The 15,601-nt window shown below is 64.4% G+C and carries 17 protein-coding genes; 4 read left to right on the forward strand and 13 right to left on the reverse strand.

Going from position 1 to position 15,601, the window contains the following annotated elements; genetic code table 11:
• Positions 1-77: 77 nt before the first annotated feature.
• Together ACSSV3_RS12055 and ACSSV3_RS12060 are read right to left on the reverse strand one after the other, a co-directional pair.
• Entirely contained in the window at positions 78-569 is a 492-nt protein-coding gene (locus tag ACSSV3_RS12055) for a DUF6702 family protein (RefSeq protein ID WP_354326286.1), read from the reverse strand.
• On the reverse strand, positions 569-3,007 hold the full coding sequence (locus ACSSV3_RS12060) for a M1 family metallopeptidase (RefSeq protein ID WP_354326288.1): 2,439 nt from the start codon (positions 3,005-3,007) through the stop codon (positions 569-571). The genes ACSSV3_RS12055 and ACSSV3_RS12060 overlap by 1 nt, the downstream gene beginning before the upstream one ends.
• 153 nt (positions 3,008-3,160) lie before the next feature.
• Between ACSSV3_RS12060 and ACSSV3_RS12065 the strand changes: the two genes are divergently transcribed.
• The 4 genes from ACSSV3_RS12065 (at position 3,161) to ACSSV3_RS12080 (ending at position 7,128) form a co-directional block, all read left to right on the forward strand.
• Positions 3,161-3,346 (forward strand): DUF5522 domain-containing protein, encoded by a 186-nt coding sequence (locus ACSSV3_RS12065; RefSeq protein ID WP_354326203.1) that lies wholly within the window; start codon positions 3,161-3,163, stop codon positions 3,344-3,346.
• A 55-nt stretch (positions 3,347-3,401) separates the two neighbouring features.
• Positions 3,402-4,514: an S-(hydroxymethyl)glutathione dehydrogenase/class III alcohol dehydrogenase gene (locus ACSSV3_RS12070; protein WP_354326205.1), complete on the forward strand. Its 1,113-nt coding sequence runs from the start codon at positions 3,402-3,404 to the stop codon at positions 4,512-4,514.
• 197 nt (positions 4,515-4,711) lie between these two features.
• A complete protein-coding gene (locus ACSSV3_RS12075) occupies positions 4,712-6,217 on the forward strand; it encodes a lipopolysaccharide biosynthesis protein (protein WP_354326207.1) in 1,506 nt (501 codons plus the stop codon).
• Positions 6,214-7,128 (forward strand): alpha/beta fold hydrolase, encoded by a 915-nt coding sequence (locus ACSSV3_RS12080; RefSeq protein ID WP_354326208.1) that lies wholly within the window; start codon positions 6,214-6,216, stop codon positions 7,126-7,128. The genes ACSSV3_RS12075 and ACSSV3_RS12080 overlap by 4 nt, the downstream gene beginning before the upstream one ends.
• Before the next feature lie 55 nt (positions 7,129-7,183).
• Here ACSSV3_RS12080 and ACSSV3_RS12085 read toward each other — a convergent pair whose 3' ends face one another.
• Genes ACSSV3_RS12085 through ACSSV3_RS12135 form a run of 11 tightly spaced genes read right to left on the reverse strand, consistent with a single transcriptional unit; the run spans position 7,184 to position 15,596 of the window.
• Positions 7,184-7,549 carry a hypothetical protein gene (locus ACSSV3_RS12085; RefSeq protein WP_354326210.1) on the reverse strand — a complete coding sequence of 122 codons (366 nt, stop codon included), beginning with the start codon at positions 7,547-7,549 and terminating at the stop codon, positions 7,184-7,186.
• Positions 7,550-7,561: 12 nt separating this feature from the next.
• Positions 7,562-8,998, reverse strand: coding sequence for a flagellar filament capping protein FliD (gene fliD / locus ACSSV3_RS12090; RefSeq protein ID WP_354326211.1), 1,437 nt, complete (start codon positions 8,996-8,998; stop codon positions 7,562-7,564).
• 30 nt (positions 8,999-9,028) lie between these two features.
• A complete protein-coding gene (locus tag ACSSV3_RS12095; RefSeq protein WP_354326212.1) occupies positions 9,029-10,165 on the reverse strand; it encodes an EscU/YscU/HrcU family type III secretion system export apparatus switch protein in 1,137 nt (378 codons plus the stop codon).
• Positions 10,166-10,181: 16 nt separating this feature from the next.
• Complete coding sequence (locus tag ACSSV3_RS12100; RefSeq protein ID WP_354326214.1) at positions 10,182-10,976, reverse strand: flagellar biosynthetic protein FliR; 795 nt, start codon at positions 10,974-10,976, stop codon at positions 10,182-10,184.
• Positions 10,977-10,980: 4 nt separating this feature from the next.
• Positions 10,981-11,253, reverse strand: a complete 273-nt coding sequence (locus ACSSV3_RS12105) for a flagellar biosynthetic protein FliQ (RefSeq protein ID WP_354326289.1) — start codon at positions 11,251-11,253, stop codon at positions 10,981-10,983.
• Positions 11,253-12,002 (reverse strand): flagellar type III secretion system pore protein FliP, encoded by a 750-nt coding sequence (gene fliP / locus ACSSV3_RS12110; RefSeq protein ID WP_354326215.1) that lies wholly within the window; start codon positions 12,000-12,002, stop codon positions 11,253-11,255. Before fliP ends, ACSSV3_RS12105 begins: the two co-directional genes overlap by 1 nt.
• 53 nt (positions 12,003-12,055) lie before the next feature.
• The gene (locus ACSSV3_RS12115; RefSeq protein WP_354326217.1) at positions 12,056-12,355 is read right to left on the reverse strand and encodes a flagellar biosynthetic protein FliO; all 300 of its coding nucleotides are present in this window, start codon (positions 12,353-12,355) and stop codon (positions 12,056-12,058) included.
• Positions 12,356-12,368: 13 nt separating this feature from the next.
• A complete protein-coding gene (locus ACSSV3_RS12120) occupies positions 12,369-12,689 on the reverse strand; it encodes a FliM/FliN family flagellar motor switch protein (protein ID WP_354326218.1) in 321 nt (106 codons plus the stop codon).
• Positions 12,686-13,648 (reverse strand): flagellar motor switch protein FliM, encoded by a 963-nt coding sequence (locus ACSSV3_RS12125; RefSeq protein WP_354326219.1) that lies wholly within the window; start codon positions 13,646-13,648, stop codon positions 12,686-12,688. Before ACSSV3_RS12125 ends, ACSSV3_RS12120 begins: the two co-directional genes overlap by 4 nt.
• Positions 13,649-13,650: 2 nt before the next feature.
• Positions 13,651-14,262, reverse strand: coding sequence for a flagellar basal body-associated FliL family protein (locus ACSSV3_RS12130; RefSeq protein ID WP_354326220.1), 612 nt, complete (start codon positions 14,260-14,262; stop codon positions 13,651-13,653).
• Positions 14,263-14,294: 32 nt separating this feature from the next.
• Positions 14,295-15,596, reverse strand: a complete 1,302-nt coding sequence (locus tag ACSSV3_RS12135; protein WP_354326221.1) for a hypothetical protein — start codon at positions 15,594-15,596, stop codon at positions 14,295-14,297.
• Positions 15,597-15,601: the final 5 nt, after the last annotated feature.

A 15,601-nucleotide genomic window follows, 5' to 3' on the forward strand; every position in this document is an offset into this window, starting at 1 on the left:
AAGGAACCGAGGAAGTTGCGATCAGTTTCAAGGGTGAATGCGTCACGCCGCCGCCGCTGCACCCGGTGGGCACGCCATTACCGGGACAAGAGCGCGCTCTGCGCGGTGTCCCCGGCGGTGAAGATGAAGGTGATCACCTTTGTTCCGCTGCCGATATTGACCCGGTTTTCCTGCCGCGCCCAGACATCGGTGAGGATCTGCGAATTCACCCGGATTTGCGCGTCCGGCGGCGGCGCGCGCGCTTCCTGATAGACAAACAGGCTGCCGCCGCTGATCTCGCTCCCGACATAGCTGGGCGCGATCGGCTCACCATCGATCTCCAGCAGAAACCGCCGCGCGACATAGTGGGCAAAGGCTTCGCGGCTATCGGCGCTGCCGATGATATCGGGCACCTTTATCCCCTGCACCCTGAGCGCGTGTTCGGCGTCGTGAACCGGCACCTGATGCACCAGTTCGAGCTGATCCGTGCGCGGGTTGACCGATATCGTGCTGATCGCGATTTTCTGCTGATGCGCCCAAGCCGGGACGGCAAGCAGCAGCGCGATCAGCAGGAACGCGCGGCGCAGCATCACTTGCGGTCTTTCACTTTCTCGGCCCCTGCGGCTTCGCCCATAAGGTCGCGGCTGACGCGGGCCTTGCTGGCTTCATCCTTGAAGGCTTCGATCCGGCTCGGGATGATCCGGCGCGGATAGTGGTTGTTTTCGATATCGGCATCGGCGGTTTCCCAGTCTGGATCGACCACCACCTGCACCAATTCCTTGCCCTTGGGGAACACCAGCAACTTGGCGACTTCGCGCGCGTTGCGCCGCCAGATTTCCGCCGGGATCATCATCTTCTCGGTCTTGCCGTTGTTGAAGGTCAAACCAAGGATGATCGGCATCACCAGACCGCCCTTGTTGCTGAAGTTGAGGACGTAATAATTCGCGTCTTCCTTCACCGCGCGATCAAACGCGGTGCGTTCCCAGCGGTCCAGTCCTTCGAGGAAATCGGTGTAGCTTTTGCGATCCTTGGGGGTGACGGTGAACTGATCATTATCGTCGTAGAAATCGGTCACGCCGGGGTTTTCGAGCACCCAGATCGGCAGGCGCTGCTGTTTATTCAGCCCGACGCCGACCGGATCAGGCTCCTCGTCGCGTTCCTTGCGGCGGCGCGGCAGATCGACATCGGGGTTCTTGGTATCGACTTTCAGCCGGTAGATCGAATCGAGCGCAATATCGACGTGATCGGTGGTGTAGAACCACCCGCGCCAGAACCAGTCGAGATCGGTGCCCGATGCTTCCTCGATCGTGCGGAAGAAATCCGCCGGGGTGGGCCGCTTGAACTTCCAGCGGCGAGCATATTCTTTCAGCGCAAAATCGAACCGTTCGCGCCCGATGATGGTATCGCGCAGCAGGTGATAGGCGGCGGAGGGCTTGCCATAGGCATTGGCACCGAGATTGGTGACCGAATCCGATTGCGTCATGATCGGCTGCTGTTCGCTTGACACCATATAGCTGACCATGTCGCGTGGCAGGCTGCGGGTCCACGGCATATCGGGATCCCATTCATACCCCGCGACCGAATCGAGGAAGGAATTCATCCCTTCATCCATCCACGTCCATTGGCGTTCATCCGAATTGACCGTCATCGGGAAGTAGATGTGCCCGATTTCGTGGATCACCACGCCCACCAGAAACACCTTTTCTGCCTCGGAATAGGTGCGGCTGCCATCCTTGTTCAGGGTGGTGCGCGGGCCGTTGAAGGTAATCATCGGATATTCCATCCCGCCGACCGGCCCGTTGATCGACTGCGCGGTGGGATAGGGGTAATCAAAGCTAAAGCTCGAATAGACTTTCAGCGTGTGCGCCACCGCGGCGGTCGAATATTTACGCCACAGATCGCCGCCTTCCTTGGGCCAGAAGCTCATCGCCATCACGGTTTCGTTTTCGGCGCCGGGCTGTTTCACCCCTTGCGCGTCCCACATGAACTTGCGGCTGGAGGCCCAGGCGAAATCGCGCACGTTGGTGGCGGAAAACTGCCAGGTCTTGGTGCCGCGCGGGCCGCCAGCTTCGGCAGCGGCGGCTTCCTGCGGGGTGACAATGAACATCGGCGCATCGGCGTTCTTCGCCGCTTCCAGCCGTTGCCGCTGCGCGGCGGTAAGCACCGCGTCGGGGTTTTGCAACACGCCGGTCGATGCCACGATGTGATCGTCCGGTACGGTCATGGCGACTTCGTAATCGCCGAATTCCAGCGTGAATTCGCCGCGGCCCAGAAACTCCTTGTTGTGCCAGCCTTCGTAATCCGAATAGGCGACCATGCGCGGGAACCATTGCGCGATCAGGAAGATGTCGTTGCCGCCCTTGCGCGGATCATCGGGGAAATGTTCATAGCCTGACCGCGCAACCACCGCATCTTCCTCGACGATGTTGAACGCCCATTCGATCGCGAATTCGGTACTGGCCCCCGGTGCCAGCGGCTGCGGCAAATCAACCCGCATCAGTGTGCCGACAATGGTGTGCGGCAAATCCGCACCCGCCATGTCCCGTACCGCGCTGATATCATAGCCATAGGAATTGTCGGCCATCGCCTGCTGGCGGCGCAATTCGTCCATCGAAAGCTTGGTCGGCGTGTCGCCGGAACCCAGCGTCACCTTCGGCCCGCGCCGACCGGGGCCACCGAAGGCATCGGTCAGTTCGGCCATCGAATCCTTGCGGAAGATGTTCTGATCCAGTTGCATCCACAGCCACGGCAGGCTGTCGGGCGAATTGTTGGTGTAGCGGATGGTGGCGCGCGCGGTGATCCTGCGGCGCGGCTCGTCCAATTCGGCAGTGATGCGGTAATCGACCTTTTGCTGCCAATATTCATGCCCCGGCGCGCCGCTGGCATTGCGGTAGGTGTTGGGGGTGGGCAGCACTTCATCAAGCTGGCGGAACTTGTCCTCGTAATCACCCTTGGTCTGCTCGATCCCCTGAGCCGAAAGGGGTGCGAGGGCAGGCATGGCAAACAGCAGGGCGGCGACAAACAGCACGAAACGCAAGGGCGTTCTCCGAAGGATGCGATGGTTCAATGACCGAAACACAGAGCGCAAAAGCGTAACGCGCGCAAGCCGGTATCCTGCCCATCACGGCAATTTTGTTTCGCTTATGGCATCAAAAGCATTTTGCCCCTATCGCCGCGCGGCATGACCGAACCCCCGTGGCACGCCCTGCACGAAGCCGCCTGCGCGCGCGGGGAGACGACCTATCGCGATCCTGAAACCGGCTACACCGTGTTTACGCGGGTGGCCCATCTCACGCGCGGCAAGTGCTGCGGTTCGGCGTGTCGTCATTGCCCCTTCGATCACGAAGCCGTTCCTACTAGCAGGTGAGACTTGCCAAGCGGGCGCAGCATGGGAATAGGTGCCCGCAAAGGAGACCAAACCCATGAAAACCCGCGCCGCCGTTGCCTTCGCCGCGAAACAACCGCTCGAAATCGTCGAGCTTGACCTCGAAGGCCCGAAGCCCGGCGAAGTGCTAGTTGAAATCATGGCGACCGGCATTTGCCATACCGACGCCTATACGCTCGACGGACTGGATTCCGAGGGCATCTTCCCCAGCGTGCTCGGCCACGAAGGCGCAGGCATCGTGCGCGAGGTCGGCGCGGGTGTCTCCAGTGTAAAGCCCGGCGATCACGTGATCCCGCTCTACACGCCCGAATGCCGCCAGTGCAAAAGCTGCCTCAGCGGCAAGACCAACCTGTGCACCGCGATCCGCGCCACGCAGGGCAAGGGGCTGATGCCCGATGGTACCACCCGGTTCAGCTATAAAGGTCAACCGATCTATCACTACATGGGCTGTTCCACCTTCAGCAATTTCACCGTGCTGCCCGAAATCGCGGTCGCCAAAATCCGCGAGGACGCGCCGTTCCAATCCGCCTGCTATATCGGATGCGGGGTCACAACCGGGGTCGGCGCAGTCACCAACACTGCCAAAGTGCAGGTCGGCGACAATGTCGCGGTGTTCGGACTGGGCGGGATCGGCCTCAACGTGCTGCAAGGCGCGCGGCTGGCGGGCGCGGGCAAGATCATCGGGGTGGATATCAACCCTGCGCGTGAAGAATGGGGCCGGAAATTCGGCATGACCGACTTCCTCAACACCAAGGGGCTGAGCCGCGAGGAAACCGTCGCCAAGATCGTCGAAATGACCGATGGCGGCGCGGATTACACCTTTGATGCGACCGGCAATACCGAAGTGATGCGCACCGCGCTGGAGGCCTGCCACCGCGGCTGGGGCACCAGCATCATCATCGGGGTGGCCGAAGCGGGCAAGGAAATCGCCACCCGCCCGTTTCAGCTTGTCACCGGGCGCAACTGGCGCGGCACCGCGTTTGGCGGGGCCAAGGGCCGCACCGATGTGCCCAAGATCGTCGATATGTATATGACCGGCAAGATCCAGATCGACCCGATGATCACCCACGTGATGGGGCTGGAGGACATTAACACCGCGTTTGAACTGATGCACGAAGGCAAGTCGATCCGCTCTGTGGTTGTGTTCTAAGGTTAGCGCCTTAAATCCGCCCACGGCGGTTGGTTAACCGCGTGGTTACACCGCTGCGCTAAGGCTTAACGCCGCAGCCGCCTTTTGGCGTAGCAGGTGTATGATGTTCGAAAGCACGATTGCAGCCGACCCGTTGACGGTCGCGGCAATAGCGGGTTTCCCGCTGGAAATCGGCGCGCCCGCGCGGCGCTTGGCGCATGGCTGACATCGCCCCCCTCTCCTCTCGCCCATCGCTCGCCGCGCAAGTGCGCACGGCGGTGATCTGGCGCTCGGGAAGCCAGATATTCACTCAGATCGTGTCGTGGTGTTCGACGTTGATCGTGATCCGCCTGCTCGCTCCGCATGATTACGGGCTGTTCGCGATGGCGCAGGTGATGCTGATGCTGCTCAGCACCATGAACGGCTGGGGCCTTGCCAGCGCGCTGATCCGCGAGGCGGAGGTGAGCGAGGAACGCCTGCGCCAGACGCTGGGGATGCTGATCCTGCTCAATGGCGGGCTGGCGCTGACGCAGTTTCTCGCTGCGCCGCTGGTGGCGCTGTGGTTTGGCCAGCCCGAGGTTGCCGATCTGCTGCGGGTGTTATCGCTGCTGTATCTGGCGGTGCCGTTTTGCGCGCTGCCGCACGCGATCCTCAGCCGCCGGATGGATTTCCGCCGTCCGGCGCAGGTGCGCCTTGCCGCGGCGCTTACCGGAGCGGCCACCGCGCTGACCGGGGCGCTGAGCGGGTGGGGGGTATGGACGCTGGTCGCCGCCCCGCTGGTGATGATTGTGACCGAAGCGATCGGTATGACCTGGGCTGCAAAATCGCCGATCCGCCCGATTTTCCGCTTTTCCGGCGTAGGCCATATCGCGGGCTTTGGCGGGGTGATGACCGTGACCCAGTTGTTCTGGTTCGTGCAAAGTCAGGCCGATGTGATGATCGCGGGCCGGGTGCTCGATCCGCATATGCTGGGGGTTTACACCACCGGGCTGTTTCTGGCGCAATTGCTTGCGTCCAAGTTCGTGCCGCCGATCAACGAAGTCGCCTATGCCGCCTATTCGCGCCAGCAGGCCGATGGTCAGAATGACGCAGGCGCAGCGGCGCTGCTCGCCACGATCCGGCTGGTGATGCTGGTGGCGCTGCCCGCCTATGCCGGAATGGCGGTGGTCGCGCCGGTGCTGGTGCCGGTGCTGCTGGGTGATCAGTGGGTCGAGATCGTCCCGCTGCTGCCAGTCCTTTCGGCGGCGATGGCGATGATGACCCTGCAGATCCTGTTTGCCCCCGCCACCAATGCGCGCGGCGTGCCGGGCATGGCGCTCAAAATCGCGATGCTGGGGAGCGTGGTGATGCCCTGCGCTTTTCTGATCGGGTCGCAATGGGGTGTGAACGGATTTGCCTGGGGCTGGGTTGGCGGCATGGGCGTGCTGACGGCGGCAACGGTGCGGTTTTCGGGCGGGTTGCTTGGCCTGCGGATTGACGGATTGATGCGCGCAATCGCGCCGCCGCTGGCCGCCGCGCTGGCGATGGCGGCGGGTGTGGCGGGGCTGATGACGCTGCTGCCGCCTGATCTGATGCCGCTATTGGCGTTGATGCTGGCGGTGCCGCTGGGCGTGGTGCTCTATGGCGCGGGTCTGCACCTGATCGCGCCGTCGCGGCTGGCTGAGGCGCTGCATTTCGTTCGCCATCGCGGTGATGTTGAGCTTGCCTCTGCCAAAACCGCGTGATTGACACCACCGGCGCGATCCGGTTTGGCAGCGGCATGATACCGCACCGCATTGCCCCGATCACCCAGACCTATGCCGTCAATAATATCACGCTGGCCGTGCACCATTGGGCCGCACCGGACAGCGATCAGCCACCGTTGATCTTTGCCCATGCCACCGGGTTTCACGGGCGGGTGTTTGATGCGATTATCGAACAATTCCCCGCGCATCCCGTCTATTCGGTTGATCTGCGCGGGCATGGGCAATCCGGCGGCGGGCCGATCAGCGATTGGCGATTGGCGGCGAGTGATATTGCCGGGTTTCTTGGCGCGGCGGGGATCACTGGCGCGATTGGCATCGGCCATTCGATGGGGGCGCACGCCCTGCTGCAGGCAGCCGCCGACCATCCCGGCGTGTTCACCCGGCTGGTATTGTTCGATCCGGTGATCTTCGCGCCCGCATTCTACGCTACGCCGGAGCCGTTGTTTTCCGAAGACAATCCCCACCCCACAATCCGCCGCAAGCGCGATTTTGCCTCACCCGAAGCGATGATCGAACGGTTTGCGGCCCGCGATCCCTATCGCCTGTTCGACCGCCGCGTTTTCGCCGATTACTGCCGCCACGGCCTTGTCCCGGCCCCATCGGGCGAGGGGTATGAACTCGCCTGCGCGCCTGAGGTGGAGGCCAGCGTCTATGCCTCCAGCCGCAGCAATGGTGCGATTCTGGATGCGGCGCGCACGGTCGATATTCCGGTGCTGGTGGTGCGCGCCAAGCAGACCGGCATGGGTGATTTCACAAGCTCTCCGACCTGGCCTGATCTTGCCAAAATCTTGCCGCAGGGCACCGATCTCCATCGACCCGACCGCACCCATTTCCACCCGCTCGAAGACCCGGCGGATGCGGCGCGGATCATCGCGGAATGGATCGGATAGACGCGCCGGTTTTGCTGATGTTCCGCCAATGTTTCACGTGAAACATTGTCCGCAATCATCCCGCAGCGGCAAGCACATCTCTGATATCGTGCATTATTCGTTCAATCACACCGCGATCAGGATGTAGGAGATTGGCCCCGATCTCGCTTGCCAACCCGCCATAGAATTGCAGCAGGCTGGCATAGAGCGGATGGTCCGGCGCGAGTGATTGCGCCAGCCACAAGGTGATGCTTTGCGCCCGCGCCAATGCCGGGCGAGGGGCACCCGAGGCCCGGTCTAGCGCGGCCAAGGCCTGGCCTAGCGCGGCAATCGCTTCCTCCAGACAGATGCGGGTGAGATTGCCACTGCCCGATGCCTCGATCCGGGCGTCAAGTTCGACCCGGCGATAGGCGGCAGCGGGGTTGCGGGTGAGCATCTGCATGGCCGTTTTCCCTTAAAACCCATCCGCCGTGCGCGGGGCAAACTGCGCACGCAGGAAGGACAGCGTCGATTGCGAGGCCGCGACGCGGCGTTCGGAGGCGACGAACTGCAGGGTCAGCCGTTCGCGCAGGGCTTCCTGCTGCTTTGCAATCGCTTCCAGCCGCGCATCCGAACTGGCCAGCTGGGTTTCAAACCGCCGCAGCGACCCGCCCAGCGAACCGGGATCGCTGATCAGGCTGTTGTCACGCGCGAACCGGTCCATCGTCGCGAACACGCCCGACGGCCCCACCGTGAACATCGCCGCGACCGCTTCGGCATTGGTTTCAAGCGCCTGATTCAGGCGCGCATTATCGAGCCGGAAGGTGCCATCGCGATTGAGCGCAAGGCCCAGATCACCAAGCGTGCGCGGCGCGCCTGCGGCAGCACCCGGCATCACCACCTGGCTCGCCAGCTGCGCCAGATCGCGGCGCAATTCGCGCGCGCCCGGATCATTGCCCAGCTGGCCGCCAACCGGCGCGGCCAGTTCATTGACCTGCGCGACGATATCATTAAGCGCCGCGACGAAATCATTCATCACGCCCGATATCGCAGCAGTGTTGCTGGCAAAGCTGAGGCTGGTCGGCGCGCCGATATTGGTGGCGGAAAGATTGAGGGTGAACCCGCCGGGCAGCCCGGTGACGCGGTTGGTGGGGCTGGTGATTTCGACCGTATCGAGCAGGAACACCGCATCGCGCGCGGTGGTGCGCAGCTCGCCCGCATCGCTGGCCGGTTGCCACGCCAGAAACGACAGATCGCCCGCCCCGCCCAGCGGCAGGGGGTTGGCGCTTGCCGTTTCGAGCATAAAGCCGCTGGCCGCGCCTTCTGCGCCTTTCAACACCAACTGCGCGCCGCCTGATCCTTGCGCGACATAGGCGCTGATCGCACCCCCGCCGGCCTGATTGATCTTGCTGGCGATGGTGCTCAGGGTATCGTCGGCAGTGACATCAATGGCCAGCGCATCGCGCGCCGCATCAGCGGTAAACCCGGCCCCGGCAACGGTGCCGAACCGGATGGTCAACGTGCCTTCGCCCACCAATGCATCGCGGCTGGCATAGCTTTTCGACACCAGCGTTTGCGCCTGGGCAAGCTGTGTCACTTCGAGCGAGAAATTGCCGCGCGGGCTTAATCCGGTTGGCACGGATACCTGCGCCACTGCCGGATTGCCAAGCGTGCCGCGCGGGGCCAGATCGCCGTTGCGGATGCGATCACCCAGCGCGCTGGCAAGGCTGGTGACCGAACTGCGCAGCTGCGCCGCCGCCGAAATCCGCGCTTCCAAGGTGGTCCTGCGGGCTTCCAACGTTCCGCGTTGCACGGCAAAGCTGGCTTCGGAAATATCATTGGCCAGCGACCCGAAATCGATGCCGCTGCCCGCGCCAAGCGCCGCGATGATTGATGAGCCCGAGGTTTCCATGTGCAGGAGGACGGGTGATTGCGCGGCGGTTTAAGCCTTTCGGGCGACTTTCCCATCGCCATCAAAATGCAGTTCGGCGGGCACGTCGATCACCGGGCGGCGCGGGTGCTGCCCGCGTTTCAATGCCATCACGAAGGCGACCAGCGAGGCGATGGCGACATATAATTCCTCGCGCACCATCTGGTTGGGACGGGTGGTGAAATAGACCGCGCGGGCCAGCTGCGGGTATTCGAGCAGCGGCAGGCCTTCCTCGCCCGCGATTTCGCGCATCGCCAGCGCGGTTTCGCCGCGCCCTTTGGCCAGCACCACCGGGGCGGACGCCAGCGCGGGATCATAGGTCAACGCGACGGCAAAATGCAGCGGGTTGACGATTACGAACTGCGCTTCCTTCATCGCCTTGGCCACCCCGCCGCGCGACAGATCGCGTTGCCGCTGACGCCGCGCTGATTTCATTTCGGGTGAGCCTTCGGCTTGCTTGTTTTCATCCTTTATTTCCTGCAGGCTCATCTTCAACCGCTTGTTTCGTTGAAAGATTTGCAGCGGATAATCGATCCCGGCGATGATCAACAGGCCAATCAGCAGCACCCCCACAAGGCTGCTGATCGCATCCAGCGAAAGGCTGATCTGGGTTTCCAGCGGATTGTGGCCGAGCGCCAGCAGACCCGGCAGGCGGCCCGCCGCCCACCACCACGCGATCCCGCCCAGCAATCCGAGTTTGAGCAAGCCCTTGCCCAGTTCGATCAGCCCCTGAACACCGAAAATCCGTTTCAGCCCCGATAGCGGGTTGATGCGCGATCCCTTGAACGCGGCATTGCCGGGGTTGAAACGCCCTTCGCCCAGCAGCAATTGCGAAGCGATGGTGATGATCGCCACCACCAGCCCGATCGCCATCACCGGGGGCAGCAGCGCCAGCGCCGCTTCGCCCATCACCGCGCCGGGAGCAAAGCCATCCAATGCCGCGCGATCAAAGGTAAAACCCGCCCGCGCCACCTGCCCGATACTGTCATTCAGCCACGGCCCCAGCCCCATCAAGGCCAGCCCGCCTGTCCCCACCGCCGCGACGGTGGCGACTTCGCGCGAACGCAGCGCGTCGCCATTCTTGGCCGCATCCGCGCGGCGTTTATGGGTCGGCTCGAACGTCTTTTCGCCCGGAGTTTCCTCAGCCATTAGCGCGTTTCCCCGTTCATTGCGGGGTCTCCGGCGCGATCAGCCCGGTGCTGTAATCCAGCGCGGCCTCGATCACGCCTTCGAATTGCTGCACCATTACCGGGATCGCAATGATCAGCGCGACAATCCCCGCCAGCGCGCCCGCAGGCAGGCCGAGCGCAAACAGGTTCAACGCCGGGGCCGAACGCGCCAGCAGGCCGGTCAGCACCTGCACCAGCAGCAACACCAGCACCACCGGCAGCGCAATCGCGGCCGCAGTGGCAAAGCCATAACCCATGAAGGCGGCGACGTTCTGCGCCTGCCACGCGCCGAACCCGAACTCGCCCGCAGGCAGCAGGCGATAACTTTCGATCAGCAATTCAAACCACAGCAGATGCGCGCCGATGGCGTAGAACAGCAGGCTTAACACCAGTCCGAAAAATGTCCCCAGCGCGCCCGATTGCGCGCCGCTTGATGGGTCGATCGAAGTGGCGATTGCGAGTCCCATGGTGCCCGAAATCTGCTCTGCCGCGATCAGCGGGATCGAGAACGCGAGTTGCAGCACAAACCCCAGCGCGGTGCCCACCAGCACTTCGTGCAGCACCGCCAGCACCGCGGCGAAGCTCAGCAATTCGGGCGCGGGGGGCAACGGCACCCAGGTGGCGATGAAAAAACCGAGCACGATCGACAGCAGGATGCGCACCGGTGCGGGCACTGCCATGCCGCCCACCATCGGCGCCGCCATCAGCGCCGCGCCGCAGCGGATCGACAGGAACAGGATCTGCCACAACTGCGCTTCAAGACTGCCCAGCCCGAAATCGAGGACGTTCATGGCGTCACATCGACAGCCCGGCGACCTGCGCCATGATCTCGCGCATGAAATCGGCGAGCAGCCCCATCATCGCCGCGCCCAGCACCACGAACACCAGCGCCGTCACCGCCAGTTTGGGAATGAAGCTGAGGGTCTGTTCATTGACCGATGTCGCCGCCTGAATGATCCCGACCACCAGCCCGACCACCAACGCCGCGATCAGCGCCGGCCCGCCGATCAGCGCGGTGACCCACAAGGTCTGATCGGCCAGCGCGAGCAGTTGTGCATCTTCGCCCATCATCCGAAACTCATTGCCAGTGAGCCCATCAGCAGCGCCCAGCCATCGACCAGCACGAACAACAGCAGCTTGAACGGCAAGGAGATGATGGTGGGCGACAGCATCATCATGCCGAGGCTCATCAACACGCTCGCCACCACCAGATCGATGACGAGGAACGGCAGGAAGATCATGAACCCGATCTGGAACGCGGTTTCCAATTCGCTGGTCACGAAGGCGGGCAGCAGGATCGAGAAGGGCACGTCCTTGCCGTTGGCAAAGGTGCCTCCCCCCGCAATATCGGTGAACATTATCAGGTTGGTTTCGCGCGTCTGGTTGAGCATGAAGGCGTGGAACGCCTCGCCGCCTTGGGCAATCGCCACATCGGCGCTGATCGTGCCCGCCGCATAGGGGGCGATGGCATTGGCGTTCACCAGATCGAGCGTCGGTGCCATCACGAACAGCGACAGGAACAGCGCAAGGCCCGCCAGCACCTGCCCCGGCGGCGATCCCTGCAACCCCAGCGCCTGCCGCAAGATCGCCAGCACCACCAGAATGCGCAGGAAGCTGGTCATCATCAGCACCAGCGCGGGCAGGATGGTGAGCAGGCTCATCACCACCAGCAGTTGGAGCGACAGGCTCAACGGGGTATCCTCACCCGCACCAGAATCGCCCAGCGCGCGCTCAATCGCGCTGCCGATGCCCGCCGTCACCAGATCAGGCGCGGGCGCGGGCGCTGCGGCCGATGCCGCAAGGGGCGCGAAAAACATGGTTAACGCGGCCAGGCACACCAGCGCTGCGCGTAGCATTGTCGGGGCGCGCATTACTCTGGCTCCGCGCAGGTCGCGGGCGCTTCGCCCAGCCGCACAACGCCTTGGCGTGACAGGCCAAGCAGAATGTCGCGATCATGGAACCGCACCACGGCGAGTTTCATGCCGGGCGCGATCAGGCTGGTTTCAACCAGTTGCAGATGCCGCCCGCCTGCGCGTCCGCCCCCACGTCCACCTGCGCCGGGGGTGCCCGCCAGCCGGGTTTGCAGGTAGCGGGTCAGCCACAGGCTCCCCCAGATCAGCCCGCCCAGCAGCGGCAGCAGCAGCGCGAGCCGCAGGATATATTCGGCCATCGTCCCGCCCCGATCAGAGCGCGTCTGCAGGGGTATCGGCGGCGGATGGTGCGGGCGCCATATCCTGCCCATCCTCACCCACCAGCGCCACGATCCGCAGGGCGAACCGGCCCTTGTCCGCCACCACTTCGCCGCGCGCGATCACGCGGCCATTGGCGGTGACATCAAGCAATTCGTCGGTCAGCCGGTCAAGCGGCACGGTGCTGCCTTCGCCCAGCATCAACACTTCGCGCAGCGGCAATTCGGTGCGGCCCAGCTCGACCGAGAGGCGCACGGCGACATCGCCAAAACGATGCGCAAACTGGCTTTGGCCAGCGGGTTGAAAAGCACTCATGAAACGGCACCTTCTGCGAAAGCGGGAACGGGAATGCGGGTCAGGCGGATCGCCATGCGGTCATCGGCGGTGCCGATGCTGCCGTAGGCCAGCACCTGTTCGCCCACCATCAACGGCACCTGACGGCCCATGGTGAGCGGAATCGAATCGCCGGGGCTCAGCGTCTGAAGCCGCGCGAGCGAAAGATCGAATTCGGCCAGCACCGCGTGCAGCGACAGCGGCACGTTGGCGAACGGCGCGGCGGTGCCGGTGGCGGGCCTGCGGTCTGCGCGCGGGCGCGGGGTGCGCGCTGCACCGGGCAGCAGCCGGTCCATCCGCTCAGCCGTGACCACAAGGCTTGCGCGCCATGTGCAGCCCTGCTGGTTGGCGATCACCAGCGTGAACATCAGGCAGGCCGCATCGGGGGCAAAGGGTTTCAACCGCGCCGCGTTTTCGCTGCGGATCATCACTTCGCCGCGCGCATCGGTGCCGACGGGGATCGGCGCATCGGCGTAACTCGCGCGCGTCATCGTCTGCGCGATTATCGTCGCGGCTTCCTCCACCATCAGCGCGGCGGAGCGCGGCAGTGTTTCGGGCGCATTGTCCGCCGTCCTGCCCTCACCCCCGAAAGAACGGTCGGTCAGCGCCAGCGCGGTGGCAAAATCGAAACTGAGCAGCGCGGTTTCCCCACCTGCCCCGCCCCCGCCCCCAACTCGCAGCAGGCTGTTGGCGGCAAGCGCGCCGATCCGTTCCAGCGCGGCTGCGCCGGTCAGCGGATCGGGTTCACCAATGGTCACGTCCAGCCGGTCATCCGACAATAGCGGCGACAGATCATCGGCCAGCGCACGCGCCAGATCGCGGCGCCATGCCGTCAGCAATCCGGCGCGTTCTTCCGGGCGCGGGCCGCGCGCCTCGCCGTGCCCGGTGAGTTCCGGGCAATGCTGCGCGGCAGCGCGCGCGGCGGCGAAATCGTGGGCCATCCTCATTGGACCAGGAACCCCCGGAAATGCACAGCATCAATCCCGCCAAAGCCTTCGTTTTCCTCCAGCACATCATTGATCGCCTGGGTCAGCCGCTTGGCAAGACGCTCCTTGCCCGCCACATCATAAACCTCGGCTTCGGGGGTGGCGGCCAGTTGCGTCAGGATCGCTGACCGGATCGCCAGTTCGTGGTTCCGCACCCATTGCAGCACCCGGCCATCGCGGCGGGTGGACACCGCCAGTTCGACCTGCACCAGCCCCGGCGAATCCGCGAGGTTGGAGGTGAAGCTTTCGGCAAAGCTGTAATAGACAGTGCGATATTTGCTGCCGCCATCGCCATAAATCGGCGCGCCGCCGTCTTTCTCCGCGTCCGCGCCGGGCACGGGGTAAGGGTCTGCTTCGCCTTTCAACACCAGTTTGGGCTCGTCGGCTTCTTGGTGCGCAGCGTCAGTGCCGAACAGGCCCATCGCAAAGGCACCGTAAGCACCGCCCGCGCCAATGCCGAGCAGCAGCACCGCGCCGATGATGATCTTCATCATCCCGCCCTTACCGCTCTTGGCGGACTTGCCGGTGTCCTCACCGTCCTTGTCGGGTTTGTCCTTGGTCTTGGACATGCGCACTTAACTCCCTGTTCGTCATTGCCCGGTCAGGCAAATACGCCGCGTTGACGGGGGTCGCCGTGCTGCGCATCAGCATCACCGGCGCGCGTTGCCACCGTTTCGGTGGTGCGCGGCTGGCGCTGTTGCGGGTGCTGTTGGCTGCCCTCGTCGCGGTTCGATGATTGCGCCAAGTATGGTTGAGACGACCCTTGCCCCCCATTAGGGGAAGGCCCGTAACGTTGATCGGATTGGCCATTTTGGCCCGCGCTGTTGTGGGTGCCCGCGCTGTCGGCGGTTGCGGCAATCGCGCGGTCGGCCAGCGCGGCGTGGATCGCGAGGACGAAGCCCGGATCGCGGCTCGCCAGCACGGCGCGCCAGCCTTCCGCGCCAGTGGCATCTACCCGCAGCGAGACAAATCCGAATTCGGCGTGGCGCAGGGTCATTTCCGGACGCGCGGCGCGCAAAGCCTCACGCAGTTCACCCACCTGCGCGATGGTGCTTTCCTGCTGCGGCGCGGGCGCGCGCGGTTCGGCGCTGTCTGCCACCGGGATGGCAGCGGTCGTGGGGGCAAGCGGCGCGGCAGCGGCGGTTGCCGCCTGAGTGGTGGGTGCTGCGGCGGGGGCAGAGGCTGCGGCAGGAGCGGGTGCAGGTTCGGCCAGCAGTGCAGCGGCAGCAGGCGCAGGCGTATCGGGCAAAGCGGCCCGCTCTGGCAGCGGCTGCACCTCGGCCTGCGCGGGCGGGGCAGCCGTGACCTGCGCCCCGGCGCGCGCGGCTGCGCGGGCGGAGACTGGCACTGGTGCGGGCGGATTGGCGGCAGCCACAAGCACTGCGACAAGTGGCGCGGCAACCAGTGTAGCCACCGTTTCGGCGATTGGCGCGGCGGGGGCAGGCTGTCCCGTTTCCGGTTCTGGTGCATCGGCATCCGCATCAGACGGGCCTTCCGGGGCCGCTTCGGGTTGTTCCAGAGCCTCTGGCGCGATCCGGCCCGCGGCGGTGTCTGGGGCGGCTTCGGGAAGGGTGGGCAGGGCAGGGGTGTCGGGCGTCTGCGCGACCGAAACGGCTCCGGCATCAGTGATGTCTGGTGCGGCCAGATCCGGCAAAATTGCGCCACCTTCCGGCAAGCCCGTGCCGTGCGGCAGGCGCGCGGCGGGCTGCGCGGTCAATTCGGGCAGCGGCGCAGTAATCAGGGCCGCGCCAGCATTGCGCTGCGTTCCGGCATCTGCGGCGGGCTGCGCGGCGCTCAGCAATCCGGCAAAATCCAACCCTGCGCCCGGCTGTGCCAGTGGCATCGCTCCTGCCCCTGCCAGCGGGCCGGGGGTGACGGAAAGTTCGGGCAGGAACGGGATCATCGCAT

The sequence above is a fragment of the Porphyrobacter sp. MBR-49 genome (assembly GCF_053628655.1).